The sequence below is a fragment of the Microcoleus sp. S13_C5 genome, from assembly GCF_036700845.1.
GTDB lineage: Bacteria > Cyanobacteriota > Cyanobacteriia > Cyanobacteriales > Microcoleaceae > Microcoleus.
In genome coordinates, this window is sequence record NZ_JAUBPR010000238.1 from 1 (window position 1) to 3,269 (window position 3,269).

Annotated in this window: 4 protein-coding genes and 1 pseudogene; 1 reads left to right on the forward strand and 4 read right to left on the reverse strand. The window is 44.1% G+C overall.

Going from position 1 to position 3,269, the window contains the following annotated elements:
* The first annotated feature begins 98 nt into the window (after nucleotides 1–98).
* Nucleotides 99–1,073 (forward strand): annotated as a pseudogene (locus QUA04_RS29065) (Rpn family recombination-promoting nuclease/putative transposase).
* Nucleotides 1,074–1,239: 166 nt separating this feature from the next.
* Here QUA04_RS29065 and QUA04_RS29075 read toward each other — a convergent pair.
* The 4 genes from QUA04_RS29075 to QUA04_RS30120 form a co-directional block, all read right to left on the reverse strand.
* Complete coding sequence (locus QUA04_RS29075) at nucleotides 1,240–1,743, reverse strand: DUF2243 domain-containing protein (RefSeq protein WP_333264110.1); 504 nt, start codon at nucleotides 1,741–1,743, stop codon at nucleotides 1,240–1,242.
* A gap of 94 nt (nucleotides 1,744–1,837) precedes the next feature.
* On the reverse strand, nucleotides 1,838–2,062 hold the full coding sequence (locus QUA04_RS29080; RefSeq protein ID WP_333264113.1) for a hypothetical protein: 225 nt from the start codon (nucleotides 2,060–2,062) through the stop codon (nucleotides 1,838–1,840).
* 131 nt (nucleotides 2,063–2,193) lie between these two features.
* A complete protein-coding gene (locus QUA04_RS29085; protein ID WP_333264116.1) occupies nucleotides 2,194–2,580 on the reverse strand; it encodes a hypothetical protein in 387 nt (128 codons plus the stop codon).
* Between the two features lie 33 nt (nucleotides 2,581–2,613).
* A complete protein-coding gene (locus tag QUA04_RS30120) occupies nucleotides 2,614–2,847 on the reverse strand; it encodes a transposase (RefSeq protein WP_445242394.1) in 234 nt (77 codons plus the stop codon).
* Nucleotides 2,848–3,269 lie beyond the last annotated feature (422 nt).

Here is a 3,269-nt window from a genome sequence, read left to right on the forward strand (position 1 = left end):
CTGCAATGAATGATGAATACATGATGCTTCTTCTCAAATCCTTTTGTCAAGACTGATTGAGATGCTCTTACCCTGCTCTTCCCTCTTCCTTCTATAATATGCGTTTCATTAGCCCCAAAACAGATTTTGCATTCAAAAAAATATTCGCTTCTTCCGAACATCCAGAAATTCTCATCAGTTTCCTAAATGCAATGCTGTATAACGGAGAACCAACCATCCAAGAATTAGAAATAATTGACCTTTATTCAGCAGGAAGCGTTACAGGATTGAAAGACACTTACCTGGATGTCAAAGCCAAGATTACCGGCAACAAAACCGTGATTGTGGAAATGCAGGTACTCAACGTTGCCGCCTTTGAAAAACGGGTAGTATACAATGCAGCCAAAACCTATTCTACTCAACTCAAAGCTGGAGAAGGTTATTTAAAGTTAAATCCAGTGATTGCTTTAACCATCACCGATTTTATCTTATTTGACAACACCGAAAAACTAATTTCTAAGTTTGAATTCACAGAAACTGAAGAGAAATTCGTCTATCCCAACTGCTAGTTAAAGTTAGTGTTTGTCGAGTTACCTAAATTCAAAAAAGAATTGAACGAACTTGAAACTCTGCCGGAAAAATGGATTTACTTTATGAAAAACGCGCCCTCTTTGGAAGCAGTACCAGATACATTGGGGTCTATTGAAGAGATTAATACCGCGCTGGGAATTGCCAACCGAGCAAATTTGACACTAGACGAATTGAATGATGTAGACAAGCGAGAAATGTTTATCCAAGACCAAATCGGGTCTGTGATGAAAGGGATAGAAATTGGTATACAACAGGGGATTGAACAGGGAATACAACAAGGAATCGAACAAGGAATCGAACAAGGAATCGAAAGGGGTAAAATTGAAGGGGAAATAGGATTAATTATGCGTCTCCTCGTGCGGCGGGTGGGTGAGGTTACACCGGAAGTTCAAACTCGCATCCAGGGATTATCTGCCGAACAGTTAGATGATTTAGGAGAGGCTTTGTTGGATTTTAGGAGTAAAGAGGATTTGATTGGGTGGTTGGAGTCGGCGGCGGGATGAACTGAGGAGTTAAACAGAGAGTCAATCGATTTTAGATTTTAGATTTTAGATTTTAGATTTTAGATTGAAGCATTGAGCCCACGGATAAATTCGGGGGCTTGTTTATCGGATACACGTCAGGGATTTTTAACGTGGATTTGGTATAATTATCAATCTCTGCATTCATTTAAACTTTAGTATCTCCGGGAACTTCCCTCTGTACCAGCATCCAACCTAACACCGCTAAACTAATTCCAAGAGCGAGAAATCCTAAATCCCAAGCTAACTCGTTGATACCGGGTTTGACGTGGTGGATTCCCAAAATTTGATGGTCAACAATGCCTTCAACAAAGTCAAACAATCCAGCACCAATTAATATGGAACCAAAAAAAGTTTGAGTTGACAAAGGAACATCATTGCGCTTCACAGCACTCCACAAACAGAAGATTCCCGCCACTGTTACCAACCAATCCGCAGCGTGAAACAATCCATCTCCGAGGGTGTTTAATTCTAAACCGGCAACAGTAGCATCGGTTTTAACGCTGCTAAACATATGGTGCCACTGGAGGAGTTGGTGCAGCACAATGCCGTCAAAAAAGCCGGATTGACCGATACCGAGGAGAATTCCTGCGATAATTAGAGGTCGGCGGTTGTTAACAGCGGTGGCTGGTGAGTTTGTGCGATCGTCCAATGGAAAACCTCCGATGCTTTAAATGCTGAGCCTGGGTCTGTGAAGGGATTTGCCAGTACATTTTGTAGTTTTGCTGGGGAGGAGGGGCATCGCATCATCCGCGAGAGAGATTTATTGAGTGAAGTGCGATCGCGCCTTGATTTTTAATGGATAATGGGAAAGTGCGATCGAGCTTTTTAAACACATTATCCGCCTCTAACTTATCCAACTCGAAAAGCTTGCCCCATCGGTTGGAAATCTTGAGTCTATTATCGCTGTAACTGCTGTCTAATTTGGGCAAATTTCCTAACTGTTTCCACAGAATACAACCGTTCTCCACAGCTTAGGCAAACTTCAACGGATACTTTTAATATAGCCGTATGCTTGCCGCCTCGTCAAAGTTTATCCACTTCTTTTCTCACTATTTCACCGCCGCAAATTGGGAATATTTCTACACATATCATTGTTAATTTATCCTATGCAAATACGGCTTCTACGGCTTTCGGCAATGCGATGGCATAAAATATGCAACTGGATACAAATAATCTTCGCGTGATGTTTTTCGAGGGAATCACCACTGAAAATGCCCGGCTCGGTCAAGGGAATTCTTACTCTCAAAGTCAGCATCGTCAGCTTCGCTCGCGCCAGAATCGCCTCAGCTTCGACAGCAGCCGCAGTAACTCCGAGGCTCCCACAAGTGCCGTGGTCTGACCCTCCGTCAAAAAAAGAGATGGGATTACCCGGCGCATCTACCACGGCAGGGATTTTCCTACTGAGTCCTCGTCGGCTACGACCGATATCTTCGTCTGCGGCACAGCTAGCTTTGGCTCCGGCACTATGTTGGTGAGCGCGCACCATCGTGGCATCGATAGCTGCATACTCGGTGTCTGCCTAACAGCAGAGCCCTGGGAACAGCCGCTCCCACACCCAAGTCTTCGACCAGCGGCTAAAACGAGTGTGAATGACCCGAAAATCTCCAAAGCGTTCGGGGAGGTCTCTGGAGGGAATTCCAGCTCGAAAGCGATACAGTAGCGTTTCCAGGAAGAAACGGTGATCTGTCTTCGGTGAGCCCAACTGTGTCGGGGCGAGCCGGGAGCAGGTGTTCGATAGGTTCCCATTGCTCATCACAAGGAGCGTAGCGCCGTGTCATCGGGTTTTCCTCTTGAGTAAGCGATCCGAACCCTACCCACATTCCCCAGCTTTTGTCAACTCTTTTAATTGATGACACAGCCTAGCTTAACCGGAGCAATTGTGTTCAATAGCATCTTCGCCATCCTTTATGCAGCTATGCAGCAGGTGCAATTTTAGGATTGCTGCCATTTTCAAATACCTTGTTCGGGCTTACACCACTTTTTGGAAATAATATCTGGCTCAATGCCCTTAATGCTGGTATCGCTTTCTACTACGGATTTGTGAAGTCAGGAGAAATCACTATGCAGAGTTCATCGAGTGCTCAAGCTATAGCATTTCTTAGAAAGATGAGGTATAATATAACTAACTTAAACGTAGTGAAAAATATAGAAGTTCAAAATGTTATACAGCTCTAA